The 21,808-nt window shown below is 62.4% G+C and carries 24 protein-coding genes; 16 read left to right on the top strand and 8 right to left on the bottom strand.

Annotation, left to right across the window (positions count from 1 at the left end):
* Positions 1-9 precede the first annotated feature (9 nt).
* The 4 genes from HNP71_RS02140 (at position 10) to qhpR (ending at position 4,126) form a co-directional block, all read left to right on the top strand.
* Positions 10-1,335, top strand: a complete 1,326-nt coding sequence (locus tag HNP71_RS02140) for a glutamine synthetase family protein (protein ID WP_221246568.1) — start codon at positions 10-12, stop codon at positions 1,333-1,335.
* A complete protein-coding gene (locus HNP71_RS02135) occupies positions 1,335-1,748 on the top strand; it encodes a Rid family hydrolase (RefSeq protein WP_183265180.1) in 414 nt (137 codons plus the stop codon). The genes HNP71_RS02140 and HNP71_RS02135 overlap by 1 nt, the downstream gene beginning before the upstream one ends.
* Positions 1,745-3,028 carry an NAD(P)/FAD-dependent oxidoreductase gene (locus HNP71_RS02130; RefSeq protein ID WP_183265179.1) on the top strand — a complete coding sequence of 428 codons (1,284 nt, stop codon included), beginning with the start codon at positions 1,745-1,747 and terminating at the stop codon, positions 3,026-3,028. Before HNP71_RS02135 ends, HNP71_RS02130 begins: the two co-directional genes overlap by 4 nt.
* Positions 3,029-3,121: 93 nt before the next feature.
* Positions 3,122-4,126 carry an AraC-like transcriptional regulator QhpR gene (gene qhpR / locus HNP71_RS02125; RefSeq protein WP_183265178.1) on the top strand — a complete coding sequence of 335 codons (1,005 nt, stop codon included), beginning with the start codon at positions 3,122-3,124 and terminating at the stop codon, positions 4,124-4,126.
* Positions 4,127-4,130: 4 nt separating this feature from the next.
* Here the strand turns inward: qhpR and HNP71_RS02120 are convergent, their stop codons facing one another.
* The 5 genes from HNP71_RS02120 to HNP71_RS02100 are packed head-to-tail and all read right to left on the bottom strand — an operon-like array spanning position 4,131 to position 8,816.
* Positions 4,131-4,961 carry an ABC transporter permease gene (locus HNP71_RS02120; RefSeq protein ID WP_183265177.1) on the bottom strand — a complete coding sequence of 277 codons (831 nt, stop codon included), beginning with the start codon at positions 4,959-4,961 and terminating at the stop codon, positions 4,131-4,133.
* A complete protein-coding gene (locus HNP71_RS02115; RefSeq protein ID WP_183265176.1) occupies positions 4,958-5,818 on the bottom strand; it encodes an ABC transporter permease in 861 nt (286 codons plus the stop codon). Before HNP71_RS02115 ends, HNP71_RS02120 begins: the two co-directional genes overlap by 4 nt.
* Before the next feature lie 12 nt (positions 5,819-5,830).
* On the bottom strand, positions 5,831-7,057 hold the full coding sequence (locus HNP71_RS02110; RefSeq protein ID WP_183265175.1) for a polyamine ABC transporter substrate-binding protein: 1,227 nt from the start codon (positions 7,055-7,057) through the stop codon (positions 5,831-5,833).
* A 1-nt stretch (position 7,058) separates the two neighbouring features.
* On the bottom strand, positions 7,059-8,186 hold the full coding sequence (locus tag HNP71_RS02105) for an ABC transporter ATP-binding protein (RefSeq protein ID WP_408840455.1): 1,128 nt from the start codon (positions 8,184-8,186) through the stop codon (positions 7,059-7,061).
* Between the two features lie 24 nt (positions 8,187-8,210).
* Positions 8,211-8,816: a cupin domain-containing protein gene (locus HNP71_RS02100; RefSeq protein WP_221246567.1), complete on the bottom strand. Its 606-nt coding sequence runs from the start codon at positions 8,814-8,816 to the stop codon at positions 8,211-8,213.
* A gap of 445 nt (positions 8,817-9,261) precedes the next feature.
* Here HNP71_RS02100 and HNP71_RS02095 point away from each other — a divergent pair, with 445 nt between their 5' ends.
* The 11 genes from HNP71_RS02095 to HNP71_RS02045 all read left to right on the top strand — a co-directional run bounded on the left by HNP71_RS02095 (position 9,262) and on the right by HNP71_RS02045 (position 18,883).
* On the top strand, positions 9,262-9,537 hold the full coding sequence (locus HNP71_RS02095; protein ID WP_183265173.1) for a hypothetical protein: 276 nt from the start codon (positions 9,262-9,264) through the stop codon (positions 9,535-9,537).
* A 9-nt stretch (positions 9,538-9,546) separates the two neighbouring features.
* Complete coding sequence (locus HNP71_RS02090) at positions 9,547-9,831, top strand: hypothetical protein (protein ID WP_183265172.1); 285 nt, start codon at positions 9,547-9,549, stop codon at positions 9,829-9,831.
* 422 nt (positions 9,832-10,253) lie between these two features.
* The gene (locus HNP71_RS02085; RefSeq protein WP_183265171.1) at positions 10,254-12,023 is read left to right on the top strand and encodes a methanol/ethanol family PQQ-dependent dehydrogenase; all 1,770 of its coding nucleotides are present in this window, start codon (positions 10,254-10,256) and stop codon (positions 12,021-12,023) included.
* A gap of 49 nt (positions 12,024-12,072) precedes the next feature.
* Positions 12,073-12,843, top strand: a complete 771-nt coding sequence (locus tag HNP71_RS02080) for a hypothetical protein (protein ID WP_183265170.1) — start codon at positions 12,073-12,075, stop codon at positions 12,841-12,843.
* A gap of 23 nt (positions 12,844-12,866) precedes the next feature.
* The gene (locus tag HNP71_RS02075) at positions 12,867-13,280 is read left to right on the top strand and encodes a c-type cytochrome (RefSeq protein WP_183265169.1); all 414 of its coding nucleotides are present in this window, start codon (positions 12,867-12,869) and stop codon (positions 13,278-13,280) included.
* A gap of 105 nt (positions 13,281-13,385) precedes the next feature.
* Complete coding sequence (pqqA, locus tag HNP71_RS14400) at positions 13,386-13,463, top strand: pyrroloquinoline quinone precursor peptide PqqA (protein ID WP_221246593.1); 78 nt, start codon at positions 13,386-13,388, stop codon at positions 13,461-13,463.
* A gap of 42 nt (positions 13,464-13,505) precedes the next feature.
* A complete protein-coding gene (gene pqqB / locus HNP71_RS02065) occupies positions 13,506-14,432 on the top strand; it encodes a pyrroloquinoline quinone biosynthesis protein PqqB (RefSeq protein WP_183265168.1) in 927 nt (308 codons plus the stop codon).
* Entirely contained in the window at positions 14,429-15,178 is a 750-nt protein-coding gene (gene pqqC, locus HNP71_RS02060; protein ID WP_183265167.1) for a pyrroloquinoline-quinone synthase PqqC, read from the top strand. The genes pqqB and pqqC overlap by 4 nt, the downstream gene beginning before the upstream one ends.
* Positions 15,175-15,453, top strand: a complete 279-nt coding sequence (pqqD, locus tag HNP71_RS02055; protein ID WP_183265166.1) for a pyrroloquinoline quinone biosynthesis peptide chaperone PqqD — start codon at positions 15,175-15,177, stop codon at positions 15,451-15,453. Before pqqC ends, pqqD begins: the two co-directional genes overlap by 4 nt.
* Positions 15,450-16,532, top strand: coding sequence for a pyrroloquinoline quinone biosynthesis protein PqqE (gene pqqE / locus HNP71_RS02050; RefSeq protein WP_183265165.1), 1,083 nt, complete (start codon positions 15,450-15,452; stop codon positions 16,530-16,532). Before pqqD ends, pqqE begins: the two co-directional genes overlap by 4 nt.
* Positions 16,529-18,883 (top strand): TonB-dependent receptor domain-containing protein, encoded by a 2,355-nt coding sequence (locus HNP71_RS02045; protein WP_183265164.1) that lies wholly within the window; start codon positions 16,529-16,531, stop codon positions 18,881-18,883. Before pqqE ends, HNP71_RS02045 begins: the two co-directional genes overlap by 4 nt.
* Positions 18,884-18,905: 22 nt before the next feature.
* Here the strand turns inward: HNP71_RS02045 and HNP71_RS02040 are convergent, their stop codons facing one another.
* The 3 genes from HNP71_RS02040 to HNP71_RS02030 all read right to left on the bottom strand — a co-directional run bounded on the left by HNP71_RS02040 (position 18,906) and on the right by HNP71_RS02030 (position 20,748).
* Complete coding sequence (locus HNP71_RS02040; protein ID WP_183265163.1) at positions 18,906-19,331, bottom strand: DoxX family protein; 426 nt, start codon at positions 19,329-19,331, stop codon at positions 18,906-18,908.
* Positions 19,332-19,406: 75 nt separating this feature from the next.
* Positions 19,407-20,006, bottom strand: a complete 600-nt coding sequence (wrbA, locus tag HNP71_RS02035) for an NAD(P)H:quinone oxidoreductase (protein WP_183265162.1) — start codon at positions 20,004-20,006, stop codon at positions 19,407-19,409.
* Between the two features lie 40 nt (positions 20,007-20,046).
* Complete coding sequence (locus HNP71_RS02030) at positions 20,047-20,748, bottom strand: pirin family protein (protein ID WP_183265161.1); 702 nt, start codon at positions 20,746-20,748, stop codon at positions 20,047-20,049.
* Between the two features lie 113 nt (positions 20,749-20,861).
* Here HNP71_RS02030 and HNP71_RS02025 point away from each other — a divergent pair, with 113 nt between their 5' ends.
* Positions 20,862-21,797, top strand: coding sequence for a LysR family transcriptional regulator (locus tag HNP71_RS02025; RefSeq protein ID WP_183265160.1), 936 nt, complete (start codon positions 20,862-20,864; stop codon positions 21,795-21,797).
* Positions 21,798-21,808: the final 11 nt, after the last annotated feature.

The following is a 21,808-nucleotide window of genomic DNA, read 5'->3' as shown; positions in this document are numbered from 1 at the left end:
ACGATGAGCATGGATAGCAGCAGCTACGACACATCCGCCGCCACCGCGTTCATTCTGCCGCCGGGCACGCATACCGTGGCCCTGGGCATTGGCGATCTCAACGGCATCATGCGCGGTAAGCGCATTCCGGCGACTCATTGGGGGACTATCTGCAAGGGGGGCAATGCCGTATCCATCGCCATGCTGGCGATGGATATGACCTGCGATGTCTGGGACACGCCCTACGTCAATTTCAACAATGGCTTTCCTGATATGCATCTCTTTCCGCTCACGGCACCCGTGCCGGTGCCGTGGGAGCCAGGGGTGGCGTTCTGCCTGGGCCGGGCGGAGGGGATGGACCATAAACCCGTGCCCATCGACCCGCGCGCGGCGTTGGTGAAGCAGATCGAGCGTGCCACTGCGATGGGACTGACCATCATGTGCGGCACGGAGTTGGAATTCTACCTGCTGAATCCTGAGACGATGCAGCCTGTGGAGAAAGGCATCCAGGTCTATTCGCTGGCCCGCGCGGCGCAAAATGAATATGTTCTGGGGCCGATCCGCCAGATGATCGATGAGATGGGAATACCCATCGAGCAGTCCAACCCGGAATACGCGGCGGGGCAGGCGGAGGTGAATATCCGCTATGGCGAGGCGCTGGAATCGGCTGACCGCGTCATCATGTTTCGCAATCTGGTGAAGGAGCTGGTGCAGACCAAGGGGCTGCTGGCGACCTTCATGGCCAAGCCGTTTATCGATCAGTCGGGTAATGGGTTTCATACGCATTACTCAGTGTGGAAGGATGGGAAGAATCTGTTCGCCGACCATGGTAAGTTGAGCCGCACGGGGCTGACCTTCCTCGCTGGGTTGCAGAAGCGTATGGCAGAGATCACGCTTGCCGGTTCCACTACGCCGAATGCGATGCGCCGGCGCAGGTCCTATACCTTCTGCCCCACCGCCGCGAATTGGGGCTATGACAACCGCACCGTGGGGCTGCGTGTACTTGAGGGCACGGATTCTGCCGTGCGTATCGAGAAACGCGATGCCGCCGCGGATTGTAATCCGTATTACCTTCTGGCCTGTGATATTGCTGCTGGGCTGGACGGTATTGAGCAGGGGCTGGAGCCTACCGCGCCCTGCCTGGGCGATGGCTATGCCCCTGGTGCGGAAGGGGTGGGCAAGCTGCCCACCGATCTCACCTCGGCCGTGACGCTGGCGGAGAGTTCGGACTTCATGAAGCAGGTTCTGGGTGAGGAGCGCCACACCATTCTGGTGCAGCAGGCCAAGCGCGAGATCGAGTTTGTTGCAGCGCAGGTCACGCGGGTGGAGATCGAACGCTATATGAGGAATTTCTGATGTCGGTACAGAAATATTTCAGTGGCGGGCGGTTCGAGGTCATCGGCTCGTATGCGCGCGGCAAGCGCGTGGGGCCTTACGTGTTCATTGCCGGAACCACGGCGATCAACGAGCATAATGAGGTTCATGCGCCAAGCGATGCTTATGAGCAGGCGATCTTTATCATGCAACGTATCGAGAAAGCTCTGCATGAGCTGGGCGCGGAGCTGAAGCATGTGGTGCGGACCACCGCGTTTCTTTCGGACATGCAGGGCGGCGTTATGGGCTTCGTGAAGGCGCATGGGGAGGTGTTCAAGGGGATCGATCCGGTCTCCACCGGCGTGGAGGCGGGGTTGACCCGGCCCGGAATGATGGTCGAAATCCAGGTGGATGCGATCATCCATGATGAGAACGGGAAACTGCTGGACCGATGAGCTTGTTCCGCAAGGTGGAGGGCGATAGCGCCCTCCCGGCTGAGGTTGATGTGGTGGTGATTGGTGGCGGGATTATCGGTGCCAGCACTGCGCTTGAATTGGCCGAACGTGGTTTGCGTGTGGCCTTGTGCGAGAAAGGGGAGATCGGGGCGGAGCAGTCCAGCCGCAATTGGGGCTGGGTGCGCCGCCAGGGGCGCGATTCGGCTGAGATTCCGCTGGCCATCGCGGCGCGCGAGATGTGGGCGGGGCTACGTCAGCGCATCGGCGCGGATGTGGGGTATGCGGAGTCCGGGATTTTGTACGCCGCAGCCAATGCGCGCGAGATGGCCAAGCATGAGGCCTGGATGGAAAAGGTCCGGCCTTACGGGCTGGAATCGCGCCTGCTGGCGGCCGATGAGATGGCGCGGATGCTGCCCAATTCCGGGCGCAAATTCGTCGGCGGGCTGTTCACGGCGCAGGATGGCCGGGCGGAGCCTTACGCCGCCACCGTCGCCATTGCCGAGGGCGCGCGGGCCAAGGGCGCGGCACTGCTCACCAACTGCGCCGTGCGGAGCGTGGAGACCAAGGGCGGGCGCGTGAGCGAGGTGGTGACGGAGCGTGGGCGCATAAGCTGCAATGCGGCGCTGGTGGCGGCTGGGGCGTGGACGCGGCTGTTCGCGGGCAATCTCGGCCTTAATTTCAAGCAACTGCCTGTGCGGGCGACGGTGGCGCGGATCGAAGGGGCTGGAGAGGTGCCGGAGTTTGCCGTCGGCGGCACGGATTTCGCCTTCCGCAAACGCCAGGATGGCGGATATTCCATCGCGGTGCGGGATGCCAATATCGTGCCGCTGGGCATCGACAATCTATTGCTGACGAAGGACTTCCTGCCGGCGTTCCGTACCGGCTGGCGGGAGTTGCAGCTGCGTTTGGGGATGCCGTTTCTGCAAAGCTTGGTGCTGCAGCGCCATTGGCGGGCGGATGAGGTGACGCCGTTTGAGCGCACGCGCATCATCAGTACGGCACCTTATGGAAAATTGCCCGATCTGGCCTTGCGGAATGCGATTGAGGCGGTGCCGGAATTTGTTGGTGCGCGGATTACCAACGCTTGGTCAGGGATTATTGATACTACGCCGAATGCCCTGCCGGTGATCTCGCCGCTGCCAGTGCCTGGGCTGTTCCTGGCCAGCGGGTTTTCGGGGCATGGGTTTGGTATTGGCCCGGCGGCGGGGCGGCTGGCGGCGGAGCTAATTACCGGCGCCACGCCGTTTGTGGACCCGGCAGCGTTTCGCTTTGCCGCGTAAGCATGGGGCACGGAACTTGCTTGGTCTTTAGCTGCGCTTGACGAAAGGAGGTATGCCGCCGTGTTGCCGAGCCTCTCTCCGCCTGGAGCGATCATGACCGGCATCGCCAGGGATGCCCTGACGGCGATCACGCGCGAGCGGCCGCGTCTGGCCTATATCGGCCCGCTGACGGGTGCTACGGCGGCGTTGTACCCAGCGGCGGGCGAGTTGTTCCCGCTAGCCACTTTTACCTCCGCGCTGGAGACCGCCGCAGCTGAGCTGGGCGATGCCACGTTTGGGTTGACGCTGGGGCGGCGGTTTCATGTGAGCGCGCTTGGCAAGCTTGGTGCGCTGATGCAGGCGGCGCCAAGTGTGGGAGAGGCGGTTGCGGCTTTCGTGCATTATTTCAGCCTGGTGCAGACCAATAGCGTAAGCTGCCTTGCCGTGAGCAATGGGGTGGCGCGGCTTTCCTACGCCATTATCGACCCTACCGTGCGTTGCCGTGTGCAGGATGCCAACTTTACCCTCGCGATGGAAGACGGTTTCATGCGTGTGCTGCTGGGCGAGGCGTGGCGCAAGCTGGGGGTGGAACTCGCGCATGATCCGGCTGAGGCGCTGGGCGCGTATCGGGGGCATTTTGGCTGTCCGCTGCGTTTTGGCACGGCGCAGAACGCGCTGCTGTTTCCAGCATCGTTTCTTGCCCTCAGTCCGCTTGGGGCGGATGATGGACGATACGCGGCGTTGCGGGCCGAGTTGGATGACGAGCTGGGCGCGCGCGAGCAGCGGCTGGAGTTGCGGCATGGGCTGGAGGCGTGGATTGCGGCATGCCTGTGCAACGGGCTACGTGCCGATGTGGCGGATGCCGCCGCTGATTTCGGCATGAGCCTGCGCAGCCTGCAACGCCGCCTCAAGACGTTGGGGCTGAATTTCGCGGAGTTGCGCAATGGCGTGCGGGGGCGGCTGGCCGAGGCATTGCTGGGGCAGACGGATTTGCCTGTAACAGCGATAGGCGAGAGGCTGGGCTATAGCGAGATCAGCGCCTTCTCCCGCGCCTTCCGTGCCCGGACAGGCTTCGCCCCCGCCGCCTATCGCCAGCAGGCGAGGGCTCGGCTCTCTTGAGGGATCAGGCGCTTTCGCGCTTTCTCGAGAGTGCCGCGTTGGCCAGCGCAAGCAGCACGCCGCCGATGAACACGAAGGTGCTGAGCACGAAGACCTGCGGGGGCGTGCCGATCTTGGTGGCGCCGTAAACCCAGAGCGGGAAGGTGAGTGTCTGCCCGGCGACGAAGGTGGTGATGATCAGATCGTCGATGGAGAGCATGAAGCAGAGCAGCCAGGCGCCGATAATACCGGGCAGGATCAGGGGGAACACCACCGTCCAGAACGCGACCCAGGGTGTTGCGCCGAGATCCGCCGCGGCGCGGTCCAGCGCGCGGTCCAGCCCTGAGACGCGGGCGCGGATGACCACCACCGCGAAGGCGACGTTGAAGGCCACATGCGCGATGAAGATGGTGAGCAGCCCGCGCGGCAGGTTGAGCGTGAGGAACAGCGCCAGCAGCGAGGCGCCGACGACCACGGCCGGGGCGGCGATGTCGGCGAAGATCACGATGTCGGTAAGGGTTTTGCCCCAGAATTTGTAGCGCGCCAGGGCCAGCGCCAGTGGCGTGCCGAGGATGACCGAGATAAGCGCGCTGCCTGCCGCCACCTCCAGCGAGTTCCCCAGCGCACCGGTGAGGTCCTGGATGGCGAAGGCGTGCTTGTAAGAGTCTAGAGTAAAGCCAAGCCATTTCAGAGCCACATGCCCGTTGGGGGCGGTGTTGAAGCTGAAGACCACCATCACCGCGATGGGTAGCATGTTGTAGGCGATCATCGCCCAGGTGAAGAAGGAGAGCAGACGCTCGCCAACGCGGCTTGGGCTGTAGGCCTTTGTTGCGGGGAGGGTGGTTACGCTGCTCATGCCGCGTACTCCTGAATGGCGTCGGTGCCGAAAGCCTTTGAATAAAGTAGGATCGCGATCATCAGCATCAGCATCAGCATGGAGGAGAGGGCGGCGGCCATCGGGTAATCCTGGTTCACGAAGAAGGCGTCCTGGATGACATTGCCGATCATGTAGGTGCCGGGCCCGCCGAGGATGTCGGCATTCACGAAATCGCCGACATTGGTGACGAAGACCAGCAGAAAGCCCGCGAATACGCCGGGAGCGGAGAGGGGCAGGACGATCTTGACGAAGGCGGTGGGCGGGGAGGCGTAGAGATCGTTGGCGGCGCGCACGAGGCGGCGGTCGATCTTCTCCAGCACCACGTAGAGCGGCAGTACATAATAGGCGAAGCTGTTGTAAACGAGGCCGCCAATGACCGCCCATTGCGTGGAGAGCACATGGAAATTCTGTGGCAGCAGGCCGATGCTCTTCAGCGGGCCGAAGATGAAGCCTTCATCGGCGAGGATGAACTGCCACGCCTCCACGCGGATGACGAAGGAGACGAAGAACGGCAGCATGATGAGGAACAGGAAGCTGCTCTTGTAGCGCCCAGCGTGAAAGGCGATCCAGTACGCCACTGGATAGGCGAGCAGCAGCGTGGCTACGGTGGAGGCGGTGCCGTACCAGAAGGAGCGGTAGAAGGTATCCTGGTAATTCGTGAAGGCATCGACGAATTCCTGGAAATTGTCGGACATGGTGTAGCCATCGAGCGGGTCGCCCGTGGCCAGCGCCATGCCCAGCATCGATCCCAGCGGGATCAGGAAGAACATCAGCAGATACACCCAACTCGGTAGGCTGAGCAGATAGGGGGAGAGCTTTCCGCGCAGCCGCCGCATGGGGTATCTTCCTTAAGCTTGGATGATCGGGTTAAAGATGCTGTTCCACTTCTGGAACTCGGCATAACTCTTGAAGGCGTAGAAATCATGCGTCTTCTTGAGGTCGGTATCGGAGGGAAACACCAGCGGGCTGTTGGCCACTGCCGGGTCCTTGATGACGTTGAGGATGTAATCCTTCGCCGCTGGAACCGGGCAGATATAGTTGATGTAATCCTCGATGATGCCGGCGGCTTCCGGCGTGTAGTAGTAGTTCATCCAGGCCAGCGCCGAGAGCGGGTTCTTCGCGCCGACGGGAATGGCCATATTGTCATGCCACATCATTATGCCTTCCTTTGGCACCACGAATTTTAGGTCCTTGTAGCCCTTGGAATTGGCCTGATAGATGTCGCCCGACCAAGCCTGGGTTATCCAGATATCGCCGTTCTGCAGCGCGTTGATATAGCTCTGGTCATAATATTGCCGTACCAGGCCTTTGTCTTTCTGGTCGCGCAGGGTGGCGGCGGCTTTGTGCCAATCCTCCGGTGTAGAGGTGGCGGGATCGATGCCAAGCTTGAGCAGGGCGGCGCTGCCGAGTTCGGTATTGTCGTTGAACATGCCGACATGCCCGGCGAAGGCAGGGTCCCACAGATCCTCGAAGCTGGTGATCTCGCGCTTGGTCAGCTTGGGGTTGTAGGCGATGCCGGTGAAGCCAGACTGCCAGGCCATGGTGTATTTATTGCCGGGATCGTAGGCGGGGCTGACCACGCTGGGACTGGCGTATTTGGCGAAGTTGGGCACCTTCTCCTTCCACAGCGGCACCAGCCATTTCTGCAGGATCAGCTCGGTGAGTTCCCAGTGATTGGTCATCACGATCATGTCGTACCCGGTGGGCTGGCCGGATTTCAGCACCGGGGCGATCTGCGCGTAGAACGGCGCGTTGTTCTGGATCACCTCCATGTACTTCACCTTGATGCCGGTCTGCTTGGTGAAGGCGTCGATGGAGGGGTGGTCGGAGCCGTTGCCCTGCACGTCGATATAATAGGGCCAGTTGGCGAAGACGAATTGATCGCTGGGTTTCTGCGCGGCCCACCAGGCGTTCCAGTCGGTCACGGTTGCGGCGCGGGAGATTTGCGGCGTCAGGGCGGCAAGTGCGGTGCCCGCGGCACCGCGCAGGAAGTTCTGGCGCGTCAGGCGTGGCTGCGTGAGGCCGCGCAGGAAGGCTTGTTGGGAGGAATTTCCAGGCAGTTCGTCTTCGCTCATATCACTCTCCATCGGCTTTGGTTGGGTCGTAGGCAACAGCGAAAGTATGCGCCGGATTCCAGGCGAGGCGCACGGTAGTGCCGGGGGCGAGTGGGCTGTCGCGCCCCGAATTCTGTTCATACACGCTGAGCTGCCGGCCGCTGCGGCTGGTCATCACGTATTGATGGCTGACCCCGAGATAGACGGAGACGCCGGAGATAGCCTCGATCTCGTTCCAGCCCGGTTCCGGCGTTTCGGTGCCGGTGATGATCTGGAACTTCTCGGGCCGCACGCCAATCTTGACGCTCTTGCCGTAGATTTTCAGCGCCGTGCTGGGTAGCTTCACCATAGCGCCATCTTCCAGCTTCACGCTGGTGATATCGTCATCGCGCGCTGTCACCTCGCCGGGGATGAGGTTGGAGGCGCCGAGGAAGGAGGCGACGAATTCGGTGGCCGGATGGTCGTACACCTCGGCCGGGGTGCCAACCTGCTCGATCTGCCCCCGCGACATCACAGCCAGACGGTCGGACATTGCCATCGCTTCTTCTTGGTCATGGGTGACGAAGAGGAAGGTGATGCCGATCTCGTTCTGGATGCGCTTCAGCTCGAACTGCATTTGCTTGCGCAGCTTCAGGTCTAGCGCGCCAAGCGGTTCGTCGAGCAGCAGCAGCTTCGGCCGGTTGACCAGCGCACGTGCCAGCGCCACGCGCTGTTGCTGGCCACCCGAAAGCTGCCCTGGCTTGCGCTTGGCGAAGTTGGTGAGATCGACGAGATTCAGCATCTCGTGCGTACGATTTTGGATTTCCGCCTTGGGTAGCCCCTTACGCCGTAGCCCGAAGGCGACATTCTCGAAGATGTCGAGATGTGGGAACAATGCATAGGACTGGAACACGGTGTTCACGTCCCGCTTGTAGGGAGGCAGGCGGCTCACATCCTCGCCACCGAGGTATATCCCGCCGGAGTTGGGTGTCTCGAAGCCGCCGATCATCGAGAGTGTGGTGGATTTGCCGCAGCCGGATGGCCCCAGCAGCGAGAAGAATTCCCCGCCATTGATGGTGAGCGAGATGTTGTTCACCGCCACCCAGGGGCCGAATTGTTTCATAACATTTTCGAGCCGGACATCGTGGCGGGGCAGGGACGTTGCGTTCACGGGCGGCATCCTTCAGTCAACGAATCAGATAAAGTTTTTTACAGTCTCATGCACGGTGCAAACACCTTTCCAGTCCTGTGGAAAGAACGCCGCCATATCGGGTGAGATTGTCATCACCTTTCCGGATTCATGCCCATAGGTCGCGCGGCCTTCGAGAGAATGGCAGAACTCGTCGAGCGTGACATGGCATTCCCATTTGCCAGATATGCAGACCCAGAAGCCGCATTCGGTTTCGCCCTGCGGACCTTTGTGGATCAGCTTGCCGGAGATGCGGCTTTCTTCTTCGATCATGCTGGGGATCGTGCCCCAATAGGTTAGTTCACTGAGGACGAGGGGATCGCGGAGATAAGGCGCGCCGGGTAGGTCTTTTTGCGCCCATTTGACGCTGCTCACGATCGCGGCCCAGCAATCCTTCGCGTAATTGTCGATCTGCTCGTAGGAGGATTTGGTGAAATTCTGGATATGCCCGTTGATGAATGCTTCCCGGAATTTTGCCATTTGCTCGGGCGGCATGGGGGCAGACAGAAAGAACGGCTTATGGCCGCGCGCCGCCATCGCATGTGCGATGTCAACAGAGTTTAGTACGGGGCCAAACGCGGCCTCTGGGAAGAATGCGATTGTCTTGGGCATGAGGCCTCTGTTTTTCGCTAGTTTGAAGGGTACAATCGGGGAAAATAATGCGTCAACCCGGGTTGTGTATGATGTTCATTTGATTTGTAAAAGTTTTAGGTATTTGCAGGAAATATTCTTTTATTATTGCTGCTTCGCAGGTGCATTCTGGATTTTTCTGCCGGTTTTCTGGTGTGATTGGACGATTATATGGAGCGGTTCGTTTATTTTTTGGGCAATTCTGGTCTGGCGGTATGGTGTCCGGCCTGAGTTGATGTGGTTTTTTGGCCTGAGTACAGTCCCTGGCACTCCGTGCCTCATGTCAGGGCGTCATCCATGTTCGATCCCGCAAGTTCTGCCTATTTCTCGGGTACGTGGCATTTCGCCACAGGGCCGACGCGCGATGTAATCGACCCCGCGACATTGGAGGTTGTGGGGCGCATCGCCGAGGCCAGGGGGGTGGAGCTTGAGGCGGTGCTTGACGCCGCCTTATTCAGTCTCCGCCGTGCTGGCCGAATATGCTTATCCCAGCACGCAGTTTTATGGCGGCAGGCATGTCACCTGCTCGCCGTTGAGTGGGGTGGAAACGCTCAACTTGCCGGAGCCATGGGCGCGTTGCGAGTTCACGCGCTCTCCTCATTCCGGGCGGCTCACGGTGCCGTTGGCCGAAGGCATCCGCGAGAAGGGCATCCAGGAATTTACTTGGAAGCTGCATCTGCCGCAGCGCGAGCATAAGGCGTGAATTGGGCTGGTGAAGGCCGGGTTTGGCAATTTCGACGAGCCGATGGTGATCGGCGGTGTCAGCGTTCGCCTGCTCGACCTGTTGAATAAGGTAATCGAGCGCAATATCAAGGCCAATGCCGGCAAGATTCCAGCGCAGGATAGCCACGAGATCCATTTCGCCATTGCCGCGCAGCTATTGCTGGCCTCGCCGAGGACGCCCGGTGTGTACGCTATGGAGTCCTATTTCGAGGTTCCGGCTTATTTCGTCGAATTGGAAAAACGCCAATTCAGGGTGGAGAGCCGCGAAGGCTGATTTGTTGCACCGCGGCATGTTGCGGCGTGCTACAGCTGTTGCGCTCCATTTTGGTGCGTTGTCATATTTTGTAACGCTCAACGTGGCTGTGCCCCCTGGGTAAAACCAAAGGTATTGCTGTGTTTTTTAATGTGGCATGGTGTTTGCTTGTCAGCCTCTTGCTACAAACAAGAGCCGCGAGACGCGGTGAGATGGAGGATGGTCGTACTAATGAAGGCAGGGCGTGTTGCGTCCGGGATTCTCCGATTGGGGTGGACGGATTGGCGTGGCGGCGTGCCGGATGAACGCTTCATTGCGACATTGTATCAGGACTTTCAGGTGTAATCGTGTCAGCGTGCCGGGGTGAGGCCGCAGGCCTGTTCAGGCTTGCTGAAGCTGGCGCGGTCAACGAGATCGAGCGTAAATTAACTAGGGAGTGAAAAATGCCGAAAATAAGTCTCCAACACCGTCTTAAGGGCGCCACCGCGTTCGGCTGTGCCGGGCTTGCCCTCGCTGCCTGCGCGGCGCTAGCGGTGCCTGCCAAGGCGCAGACCGCCGCCCCCGCGGCTGCGCCTGTCGCGCCTGCCTACACCCCGGTGAGCCAGAGTGACCTTGTCGGTGCCTCCACCTCGGATGGCTGGCTGATGTTCAACCGCGACTACGCGGGCCAGGACTATGTGCCGTTCGACCAGATCAACGCCGGCAACGTATCCACCCTTTCCACCGCCTGGACCTCGGGCAAGATCGACATCCCCGACGGCTTCGAGGGCACGCCGATCGTCTCCGGCAACTACATGTTCGTGACCACGCCGAAGGATCACGTCATCGCCTACAATGCCAAGACCGGCGAGAAGCTCTGGCAGTATGATTACAAGATTGCGCCGGCGGCCTATAAGACCTTGTGCTGTGACACCAATAACCGCGGTGTGGCCGTGTATGGCAGCTCGGTGATCTTCGGCACGCTGGACAACCACGTCGTGGCGCTGGACGCCACCACCGGTAAGGAGCAGTGGAACGTCTCCCTGGCCGAGCCGGGTGTGGGCTACTCCATCACCGAGGCACCACTGGTCGTGAACGGCAAGGTCATTATCGCCTCCGGCGGCGGCGAGTACGGCGCGCGCGGCTTCATCGTGGGCCTCGATGCCACCAATGGCCAGCAGGTGTGGAAGACCTACACCATTCCTTCTCCGGACGAGCCCGGCGGCGACACCTGGCCCAAGGGAATGTACCAGACCGGCGGCGGCGCCGCCTGGATGACCGGCACCTACGATGCAGACACCAACACCCTGCTCTGGGGCGTGGGCAACCCCGGCCCGTGGCTGGCCAAGATGCGCCCCGGCAAGAACCTGTACTCCGACTCCCTGCTGGCGCTGGACCCCGATACCGGCAAGATGAAGTGGTACTATCAGTACACCGCCAACGACACCTGGGACTATGACGGCGTGAACACGCCGCAGCTTGCCGACATCACCTATGAGGGCAAGAGCTATAAGGCGGTCATCGAGGCCAACCGTAACGGTTACTTCTATGCCATCGACCGTACGGACGGTAAGCTGATCTACGCCAAACCGTTCATCCACGACACCTCGATCCTGGGCATCGACAAGACCGGCCATGCCATCACCAACGAAGAGCTGAAGCCGACGCTGACCAAGTCCATCTTCACCTGCCCGAGCTTCCTGGGCGGCAAGAACTGGTGGCCCGGGTCCATCGACCCCGAAACCAACATGGCCTACGTGCCCACGCTGCACGCCTGCATGACCATGGTCGGCGTGCCGGTGACCTACTCGGCCGGTCTGCCCTTCCTGGGCGAGAAGTTCGAGATGAAGGACGACCCGACCAGCCCTGGCCAGTACGGTTCGCTGCAGGCGATCGACCTTTCGACCGGCAAGAAGGTCTGGGAACAGAAGAGCTCCTACCCCTGGGATGCCGGCACGCTGGCGACCAAGGGCGGGCTGGTGTTCTCCGGCACGGTTGATGGCTACCTGAAGGCCTTCGACGCCAAGACCGGCCAAGTGGTGTGGACCAGCCCGCAGCTCACCTCGGGCATCATCTCCAACCCCATCTCCTACCAGATCGACGGCAAGCAGTACGTTGCCATCTGGACCGGCTGGGGCGGCGTGTGGCCGATTTGGGCGGGCAAGCTGGCGGCTCCCGAAGTCAAGATCCCCCGTGGTGGGCAGCTCTATGTCTTCGCTCTTCCCTCCTCGTAACGTGGATGTTTCCCGGTGGCGTCTGCCGCCGGGAGCAGCCCAAGGTGCCATGGCGGTTCTCGCCGCCATGGCCCTGGCCTCGCCCGCGCACGCGGTTAGCGGCGACGCTCAATCTCCTGCAGGCGGCGCTGTCATCCGTTTCTGCGTGGACGAGGCCAACCCGCTCTCCACAACCGACCTCGCCGTGGCCCAGGCCGTGGCCGCGCAGGGCGGGCTGCGTGCCGAGATCGTGAAGCTGAACACCGGCGATGATGGCGTGGGCGGCGATAGCGACGACGCCAAGATCGACCCCGGCAAGGCTTTCGCGAAGATGGCGGCGCAGTGCGACTTGGTGATGGGCGTGCCTGTCGAGGCCAATGGGAACGGTGTGCCAAAGGGCTTGCAGGCGACCAAGCCTTACGCCCGCACCGGCTTCGTGATGGCCACCACCGGCACACCCGTGCAAGGCTTTACCGCCACGGCTGAGAAGGCTGATATCGGCGTGGATTTCCTCACCGTGCCGAACAGCTATTTCGACGACCAGACCGCCCATGCCGAGCATGTGTACTACACCAATAACGACCTGCTGGCCGCCCTGCTGAAGGGCGAAGTGGGAGCGGCGATGGTGTGGCAGCCCTGGCTGGTGCGGGAAGAGACGACTCATCCGCACGCTTTGCATACGGCCATAATGAATATGCCCGACGCGGCGTGGAATGTGGTAGCGCTGTACATGCCGCGTGCGGCAGCGCAGGCACAAGCGTTCAACGCAGGTCTCGAACGCTTGACGCGGGCGGGGCAGCTGAAAACGCTGGTGGCGCCGTATCAGGCGGCTGATGAGTGACTAATTTGAAGAGGATTGAAGGAATGAACAGCTTGAAGACCCGTGTTCTGCTTGGCGCCGCGCTGGTGGCCGGTTCCGCCGCGGCGGCCCTTGCGGCTCCGCCGGCGCTGTACACCGCAGACCAGGCCAAGGCCGGCGCGGACGTTTATGCGCAAAATTGTGCCATGTGCCACGGCGCTGACCTCTCCGGCGCCGCCGGTCCGGCGCTGGTGGGTCAGGCCTTCGCGAATGCGGCCAACAAGTTCACCGTCGGCCCGGTCTTTACCGAGGTGGTGCAGCAGATGCCGGCCGGCCAGCCCGCCAGCCTCACGCACGAGCAGTATGAGGATGCGTTCGCTTATATCCTGCAACAGAACGGCTATCCGGCTGGCACCACGAAGCTGGACTACACCGCGACCATGAGCTCCAAGGTTCCGCTGGTCTCCGAGAAGCCGTAATTTTCCGGCCGGGGCTTTTGCTGGTCCCGGCCTACCCCAATGTCGCGGTGGCCCGCCGTGCATCCATGAGTCCAGGGCGAAGTAAACGATAAAGGAGGAGTGACTATGTGGCGTAAACCGACCGTGACCGAAATCTGTGTTGGCACCGAGATCAACTCTTACGTCTCCGCCGCGCGGAAGTAAGCAGAGCATGGCGCCGGGTAACCCTCCTCTCAGGCAATCGTAATGAAGGTCCGGGTACTCGGCGCCGCAGCGGGAGGTGGGTTCCCGCAATGGAATTGCGGCTGCGCCAATTGCCGCCGCGCCCGCACGGGTGATCCGCAGGCCAAGCCACGTACGCAGGCCTCGCTGGCCGTGTCCGCCGATGGCGATCGCTGGGTGCTGCTGAACGCCAGCCCCGATTTGCCCAACCAGATTAACCAAGCTCCCTGCCTGCACCCCAAGCCAGGCATGCTGCGCGGCTCGCCCATTGCGGCGGTGGTGCTCACCGGGGCGGATGTCGATTGCATCACCGGCCTGCTCTCGCTGCGCGAGGGGCACGAATTCGGCCTGTACGGTCCGGCTTCGGTGCTGGATATCCTGCACCGCAACGTGATCTTCGACGTTCTGCCCGGCCCGCGCGTGCCGCGCCGCGTGTTGGATGCGGGTGCTACCGAGGAAATCCGCGATGCGCGCGGCGAGCCGCTGGGCCTGACCGTCACGCCGTTCCGGGTGGGCGGCAAGGTGCCGCTCTATACCGAGGCCAGCGACAATATCGAGGAGCTGCTTTCGCCCGATGCGGTGATAGGTCTCGACATTACCGATGCCACTGGGCATCGCCTCGTCTTCATCCCCGGCTGCAACGCCGTGACGGATGCGCTCCGCATCCGTGTTGATGGCGCGGATCTTTTGTTTTTCGATGGCACGCTCTGGCATGACAACGAAATGATCAACGCCGGTCTGGGCCATAAGAGCGGGACCCGCATGGGTCACATCAGTGTCTCCGGTGAAACCGGGACGATCGCCTCCTTCGCACCTGTAAAGCTGGGGCGGCGCATCTTAATACATATAAATAATACGAACCCGATTTTATGCGATGACAGCTCGGAGGCCGCGCAAGTCCGTGCCGCCGGCTGGGAAGTCGCGTATGACGGTATGGAGGTAACGACATGAAGCTGCTGAACGATCATGAGCTTGAAGCCGCGCTGCGCGAGATTGGCGCGAAACATTACCACAATCTGCATCCGTTCCATAAGATGCTGCATTCCGGTGGATGCACGCGCGAGCAGGTGCAGGCCTGGGCGCTGAACCGTTATTACTATCAGTGCAGCATTCCTCGGAAGGACGCGCTGATCGTCGGGCGCTTCCCCGACGCCGAATCCCGTCGCGCTTGGCGTCAGCGCCTGGTAGACCATGACGGCGATGCGCCCGGCGATGGCGGCATCGCCCGCTGGCTGCGCCTGGCCACAGGGGTGGGGCTGGATGCGGAGTTGGTGGAATCCTGCCGCGCCATCCTGCCCATCACCCGTTACGCGGTGGATGCCTATGTGAGTTTCGTGCGCGAGCGCTCACTGCTGGAGGCGGTGGCGTCCTCGCTGACCGAGATGTTCTCGCCGACCATCATTTCTGAACGTGTGGCCGGGATGCTGGCGAATTACGATTTCGTGGACCGCGACACGCTGGTCTATTTCAATGCCCGTCTGCATCAGGCCCCGCGCGATGCCGATTTCGCGCTGAACTACGTGAAGACGCACGCGCGCACGGTGGAGCAGCAGCAGGCGGCACTCGGCGCGTTGCGCTTTAAATGCGATCTGCTCTGGGCGCAGCTCGATGCGCTCTACATGGCCTATGTCACGCCAGGGATGATCCCGGCCGGGGCGTTTCTCTCCGAAGCACTGTCGCTGCCCGTCGCGGCATGACCGCGCTCGCCCTTGAGGCGGTGCCGCGCCTGAAGCCGGGCGTGCGCCGCCGCTATGACGCCGCCCGTGGTCAGCATATCCTGCTGGCTCCGGAGCGCGTGCTGGTGCTGGACGACATTGCCAACGCGGTGCTGGAGAAACTCGATGGCGCCACGGCCATAGATGCACTCTGCGCCGCATTGGCCAAGCAATACGAAACCGAAGTGGAAACGGTGCAGGCGGACGTTCTGGAACTGCTCGCCGACCTGCGCGACAAGGGAATGATCACCGCATGACCACCCATCCGCCGCCGATGGCGTTGCTGGCGGAGCTGACACATCGCTGCCCGCTGCAATGCCCCTACTGCTCCAACCCGCTGGAACTGCTCAAGGCCAATGCCGAGCGGGACACGGATTTCTGGAAAGCCGTGATGGATGAGGCCGCCGCGCTCGGCGTGCTGCAAATCCATTTCTCCGGTGGCGAACCCACCTTGCGGCGCGACCTGCCTGAACTTGTCGCCCACGCCAGCAAGGTTGGGTTGTATACCAATCTCATCACCTCTGCAGTGCTGCTGGATGAAGCCAAGCTGCGCATTCTGGCCGAGGCGGGGCTGGACCATGTGCAGGTGAGCATCCAGGGCGCGGATGCGCAAAGCGCCGACCGCATCGCCGCCTATGAAGGCGCGCATGCGAAGAAGCTGGAGGTGGCCCGGCTGGTGCCGCAACTCGGCATGGCGCTGACGCTGAATGCCGTGGTTCACCGGCAGAATCTCAACCGTCTGGACGAGATCATCAACCTCGCCGTGGAACTTGGCGCGGGGCGGCTGGAAGTCGCGCATGTGCAGTATCATGGCTGGGCGTTGGCCAACCGCGCGGCGCTGATCCCGGATGAGGCGGCACTCGCGCGGGCCGATGCCATCGTGGCCGAGCGGCGCGAGGCGCTGCGCGGGCAGCTGGTCATCGACTATGTGCTGCCCGACCTGCACGCCGATCTGCCGAAAACCTGTATGGACGGCTGGGGCAGCCGGTTCATCAACATCGCGCCGGATGGCCGTGTGCTGCCCTGTCATGCGGCGGATTCCATTCCCGGCATGAGCTTCGAGCGCGCGGGCGAGCGGGAGCTTGGTGCGATCTGGGACGCCAGCGACGCCTTCCAGCGCTTCCGTGGCACGGAATGGATGCAGGAGCCCTGCCGCTCCTGCGACCGGCGGGACGTGGATTTTGGCGGTTGCCGCTGTCAGGCGCTGGCCTTGGTGGGCGATGCCACCGCCACCGACCCGGTCTGCCACCGCTCGCCGCACCATGCGCGCATCCGCGAGGCCGCCCTGGCCGAAGCCGCCGCCCCGCCGCCGGACTTCAGGTATCGCCGGCCGTGAGATACGCGGGGCTTCCGCTGATCCTGCTGGCGGGAGCGGCGCCCGCCTGGGCGCAGGAGCAGGCGGTGCCGGGCGAAATCGTGGTCCATACCGCCCCGGCGGCGGGTGCGGTTATCGACGAGCGCAAATGGCCGCATCCCGTCCACACGCTAAACCGCAGCCAACTCAAGCCCAACGGCACCGCCAGCCTTACCGAGGCACTGACCCAGGAACTGCCCGGCGTGACGCAGACGCAGAGCCAGGGCAACCCGTATCAGGCGGATATCTTCTATCATGGCTTCGAGATCTCCCCGATCCAGGGCACGCCTGCGGGGCTGTCGGTCTATGTCGACGGCGCGCGCTTCAACGCTCCGTTCGGCGATATAGCCATATGGTCGCTCCTGCCTAACGAGGCCATTGCCTCGCTCTCGGTACAGGATGGCAACCCGGCCGACGGGTTGAATGCCTTGGGTGGGGCCGTCGATGTGCGGATGAAGAACGGCTTCACCGATCCGGGCGGCGAGATCTCGCTTTCCGGCGGCTCGTTCGGGCGCGTTGAGGGCAATCTGGAATACGGGGGCCAGCGCGGTAACACGGCGGCCTATCTCGATGTCTCCGCCACGCATGAGGGCGGTTGGCGCGATGGCCAATCCTCCGATATCCAGAACTTCTACGGCGATCTCGGCTGGCGCGGCGACAATACTGAACTGCATATTAACGTGACGGTGGCGCATTCGGCGCTCAACGGCCCCGGCTCGGTTCCGGAGGATGTACTGAACCTCGATCCCTCCGCGCAGTTCACCGGCCCCAACCGTATTGACGATAAATACGTGAAGCTCGCCGCCACGCTGAGCCACCGCTTCAGCAATACGCTGAGCATGAACCTCACAGGCTATATCGAGAATTTGCACGAGGGGCTGACCAACGGCAACGGCCCCAACGACACCCCCTGCGGCCCCGGGCCTAATGAGGGCTATCTGTGCCAGGGCGATGGCACCGTGGCCACCGGCGTCGGCGGGGCGCCGATCCCGGCTTATCTGGGCGACAATGCCGTGAATTACGGCCAGCTTGCCGAGAACAGCACCAACACCAATGCGTTTGGCTTGGCCGGGCAGTTCACCAACACCGCCAAGCTGCTGGGGCATGGCAACACGCTTACCGCCGGCCTGAGCCTGGACGGCGCCTATACCATGTATGGGGCCGTGGCCTATGACGGTGCCCTCGGGCTTAACAGCCGCGTGTATTACACGCCGTCCGGCGCGCCCAATCCGGGTTACGCAGTGGACGAGCCAGGCACGGTGCCAACCCGCGTGGGCATCCGCAACGTGTATTACGGGGCGTATCTGTCCGACACCTTCGACCTCACCAACCGACTCAGCCTCACCGCCGCCGGGCGGCTGAACCTCGCGCAGATCGACTTACACAACCAGCTCCCCGCCGACCCCAACGCCGCGGGTGGGGGGCTGAATGGGCAGCACTACTTTTCGCATTTCAACCCGGCTGTGGGCTTGAGCTACCAGCTCACCCCGGAACTCACGGCCTATGCCGGATGGTCCGAGCAGAACGCGGCGCCCACGCCCGCGGAACTCTCCTGCGCCAGCCCGGAAGATGCCTGCACCATGGCGAATTTCATGTCCGGCGACCCGCCGCTGAAGCAGCTTGTCACGCGCGAGGTGCAGGCAGGGCTGCGGGGTATCACCTTGGCGCCGGGCGGCGGGCTGCTCACTTACACGCTGGATTTGTACCGCTCCGTTACCAATGACGATATCGAGTTCCTGCAATCGCCACTCAACCCTCAGGGGGCGGGGTATTTCGCCAATATCGGCAATGTGAGGCGCCAGGGGGTGGAGCTGGGGCTGGGCTACGAGGCGGCGCGCTGGCACGCTTATCTCAACTACAGCTTCACCGACGCCACATATCAGACCCAGTACATTGTTTCCTCGGCCTATAATCCCGGCGCCGACCCCAATGGTAACACTACCGTTTACCCTGGTGACCACCTGCCCGGTGTGCCACGCCATGTCGTCAAGGCTGGTGTCACCTACGATATCACGCCGCGCTGGAGCATCGGACTGAACGGTACGGCCCAGAGCAGCCAGTACCTCGCCGGGGATGCCGCCAATCTGCAAAAACCGCTGCCTGGTTCGGTGGTGCTCAACCTCACCTCCAGCTACTGGGTAACGCGGCGGTTGCAGGTCTTCGGCACCATCGAGAACCTGCTCGACCAAACCTACTACGCTTACGGCACGTTCTCACCCACCTCGGGCAATGGCGGGGTATATGTGGCGCAGGCCCCGAATTATTCCAACCCGCGCAGCTATTCCATCGGCGCGCCGATTGGCGTGTATGTGGGGCTGCGCTACAAGCTGTAGCGCAGCCCTGAGCCTTTTGTGATCAGCCGTATTGCAGCAGGCGGTCGATGGAATATTTCCCGCTGCCGGTTACGTAGAGCAGCAGCAGTCCGCCCATGATGCTCACGTTCTTGTAGAAATTGATCATGTTCTCAAACTGCGCCATGCCGGTCATGTTCCAGTAATGATGCCCGATAATCCCGGTGCCGAGGGTGTACGCCATCAGCAGCAGCGCCAGCGGGCGGGTGAAGACGCCAAGCACGATGGCCGCGGAGACGAACAATTCCATGATGATGGCGATGACGGCGGAAATGCCGGGGACGGGCGCGCCGGTCTGCGCCATATAGGCAACGGTTCCGGCATAATCGGTGATCTTCTGCCAGCCGAAGATCAGGTACAGCAGCACCAGCAGAAAACGAGCGGCCAGAATCAGCTCGTCAGAAAACTTCTCCGCACCATACTTGAACATGGCGGTCTCCTTGAATTGCGAATTGTGAGGGAATGGGGTGGGAGATGGCGTTTGCCACCTCCCGGTATTCAGGCTTTAGCCGAAAAGCTTGTTGGCGATTTCCGCCACATGCTTGCCCTGGTAGCGCGCACCGGCGAGTTCGTTTTCGCTGGGTTGGCGGCTGCCATCGCCACCGGCGATGGTGGTGGCGCCGTAGGGGCTGCCGCCGGTGATTTCGTCAAGCTTCATCTGGCCCTGGAAGCTGTAGGGCAGGCCGACGATCACCATGCCGAAATGCAGAAGATTGGTGATGGTGGAGAACAGCGTCACTTCCTGCCCGCCATGCTGGGTGGCGGTGGAGGTGAAGGCGGAGCCAACCTTGCCGTTGAGCAAGCCGCGCGCCCATAGCCCACCGGCCTGGTCGAGGAAGCTCGCCATCTGCGAGGGCATGCGGCCAAAGCGCGTCGGCGCGCCGACGATGATGGCGTCGTAATCGACGAGTTCCGCAACCGTGGCCACGGGGGCCTTCTGGTCGAGCTTGAAATGCCCGGCCTTGGCCACGGCCTCGGGTGCGGTTTCCGGCACGCGCTTCAGCGTCACCGTCGCGCCGGCCTCGGCAGCCCCCGCCGCCACGGCTTCGGCCATCTGCTCGATATGACCGTAGGTGGAATAATACAGAACCAGAACCTTGCTCATGAGCGTCTCCTTTACCCTTTATGAAACGAAAGCATCGCGTTCAGGCTGCCACATCGGCGAGGACGATCTCCGCATCCTCCAGGGCCGTGACACGCAGATTGTCTAGCATATCGATGGCCGCGCCGTCGCGCTCATGCACGGCCACACCGTTGATTTGCACACTTCCCTTGGCGGACACGAGGTAACCCAGGCGGTCGGCGCCGAGCTTGTAGTCAAGGGTCTCACCGGCCTTCAGCGTGGCGCCAAGCAGGCGCGCATCGCTATGGATCGTCAGGGCGTCGGTATCCTCGGCAAAGCCCGAGGCCAGCACGATGAACTTGCCCGCGCGCTCGCCCTTGGGGAAGGGCTTGGTGCCCCAGCTCGGCCCGTGGCCGCGGCTGCTCGGGCGGATCCAGATCTGGAAGATCTGCGTCGGTTCCTTCTCCATGTTGTATTCGCTATGGGTGATCCCGGTGCCGGCGGACATCACCTGTACGTCGCCCGCCTCGGTGCGGCCGAGATTGCCCAGGTGGTCGCGATGCGTGATCGCCCCCTTGCGGACATAGGTGATGATTTCCATGTTCGCGTGTGGATGAGGTGGAAAACCCGTGCCTGGGGCGATGGTGTCGTCGTTCCACACACGCAGCAGCCCCCACCCCATGCGGTTGGGGTCATGGTATTCGGCGAAGGAAAAATGGTGCTTGGCGTCGAGCCATCCGTGATTGGCACCGCCGAGGTTTTTGAATGGGCGCAGCTCGATCATTTTCAACACTCCTTGTCTGGAAGGCCCTGCTGGCCTTGCTCTGGGATTGAAATAGGGATGCGGATGGTGATTTAAAACAGAAATGACGGAAACAGATCGGTTCTGGAAATTGCATGATGCGGTTGCCTGATTTCGAGGCCTGGGCGGTGTTCGCCAAAGTCGCCGAAACGGGCTCATTCGTCCGGGCGGCGGAGGAGCTGGGCTTGTCCAAGCCCACCGTGTCCAAGGCCATCTCCCGGCTGGAGCAGCGGCTGGGCACGATGCTGCTGCACCGCACATCGCGCAGGCTTTCGCTCACCGAGACGGGACGCGGGGCGCTGGAGCGTGCGAACCGGATCCTGGCCGAGGGCGAGGCGGCGGAGGCCGAAGCGTCGGCGCAGTCACTTAACCCAAGCGGGCTGGTTCGCCTCTCGGCGCCGATGTCTTTTGGTATGCGGCATCTGGCCCCGGTTCTGCCCGCCTTTCTGGACCGCTACCCGGAAGTGGATATCGACCTGCAACTGAGCGACGAGTTGGTGGATTTGGTGGCCGAGGGGTTCGATGCCGCCCTGCGCATTGCCGCCCTGGCGGATTCCTCGCTGCGCGGCCGCCGCCTCTGTACCGTGCGCCGCCCCTTGGTGGCCGCGCCCTCCTATCTCGACCGCTTTGGCCGACCGAACCACCCGCGCGAACTCGTGGCCCATGCCGGGCTGATCTACACCGGCACGGCCTCTCCGGGTGTGTGGCGGTTCCGCCATGCGCGCGAGGGAGATTATGCCGTGACCATGCGCGGGCGCCTGCGGGCCAATAACGCCGACGCTCTGGGGCCGGTCCTGCTGGCGGGGCAGGGCATGGCGCTCCAGCCCGAGTTCATGGTTTGGCGTGAACTGGCGGAGGGACGGCTGGAGGAGGTATTGCCGGGCTGGGAGATTGCACCCATCGCACTTAACCTCGTCACCCCGCCCAGCGCCCTGCGCCCCGCCAGAGTAACGGTGCTGCTGGACTATCTGGCCGACTGCTTCAGCGCGGCCCCGTGGTCGCGAGTTGATTTGCCGGAGCCGAGGGCTTAGGAGCCACGGCA

The organism is Acidocella aromatica, from assembly GCF_014201825.1.
In the GTDB taxonomy this organism is placed as follows: domain Bacteria; phylum Pseudomonadota; class Alphaproteobacteria; order Acetobacterales; family Acetobacteraceae; genus Acidocella; species Acidocella aromatica.
The sequence above is the reverse complement of the archived record's forward strand: the minus strand, read 5'-3'. Positions and strand labels throughout refer to the sequence as shown.